This is a genomic window from Stutzerimonas sp. LR2 (assembly GCF_055755175.1).
This window is the reverse complement of record NZ_JBVTRR010000102.1, coordinates 1-554: the sequence shown is the minus strand read 5'-3', so window position 1 is coordinate 554 and position 554 is coordinate 1. Positions and strand designations below refer to the sequence as shown.

The window sequence follows — 554 nt, the reverse complement described above, 5'->3', positions numbered from 1 at the left end:
ATAGAATCTACATCCACGCTATCACAGCAATTCTGCTGACGAAGAAATGAAGTCGATTTTCCCCTAAAAAATAACCTTTTTTCGTCATCGTTTTGTCGATGAAAAAACTCAGTCGTCGAGAAGGTGTTCGGTATCCTGTACGCATCCATAAACAAGGGGGGTTTATGCTCCGATTCGTACCAATGATGATCTTGTCTGGCCGCTTACGGCTCAACCGTATATTCACATTACTGGCCGACGGTGCTGTCTCTGTTGCCTTTTGGTTCAGTCTTTCAGGAAATCTAACCTGGGTTGTTCCGGTGGGTTTGCTGGGGCTCTTCTTATTGGCGTTTGCGGTGATCGGGTATCGCAGTTATTACCGGCCCGTCAAAACATATCAGGTGACTCGTGTGCGCTTTGGGCGTGATGACCTATTCGTTAATCTCTCTCTCATAATCATGCATGACGGTGAAGAAATCGAACATCCTTTGGCCGTCAAGATGGTGCGAGGTGGTGCGTATCACTTCTACCTGTTATCTATCTACATGCGCCTGGCTGATTCACTGACCCGTTAC

Annotated in this window: 1 protein-coding gene; it reads left to right on the top strand. The window is 46.9% G+C overall.

All coding sequences use genetic code 11. From position 1 onward, the window contains the following. Nucleotides 1-98: 98 nt before the first annotated feature. Nucleotides 99-554 (top strand): hypothetical protein (locus ACVRRC_RS22270; protein ID WP_472997620.1); only part of this gene is annotated, 456 nt, incomplete at its 3' end.